This is a genomic window from Variovorax sp. VRV01 (genome assembly GCF_014852545.1).
Classification (GTDB): domain Bacteria; phylum Pseudomonadota; class Gammaproteobacteria; order Burkholderiales; family Burkholderiaceae_C; genus Variovorax; species Variovorax beijingensis_A.
On sequence record NZ_JACVBS010000100.1, the window covers coordinates 1 to 255 of the forward strand.

The 255-nt window shown below is 64.3% G+C and carries 1 pseudogene; it reads left to right on the plus strand.

The features are described from left to right. Window positions 1–255, plus strand: a pseudogene (locus IB278_RS33745) (acyl-CoA dehydrogenase); the annotation flags it as partial.

The window sequence follows — 255 nt, forward strand, 5'->3', positions numbered from 1 at the left end:
GTGAGCACGACATGGCCGAGAACATCGTGCACCTGGTGCTCGCACGCGTCACCGGCGCGCCCGAAGGCGTGAAGGGCATCAGCCTGTTCGTGGTGCCGAAGTTCCTCGTGAACAAGGACGGTCGCTTGAGCGAGCGCAACGACGTGCACTGCGTGAGCATCGAGCACAAGATGGGCATCAAGGCCTCGCCGACCGCCGTGCTGCAGTATGGCGACCACGGCGGTGCCGTCGGTTATCTTGTGGGCCAGGAGAACC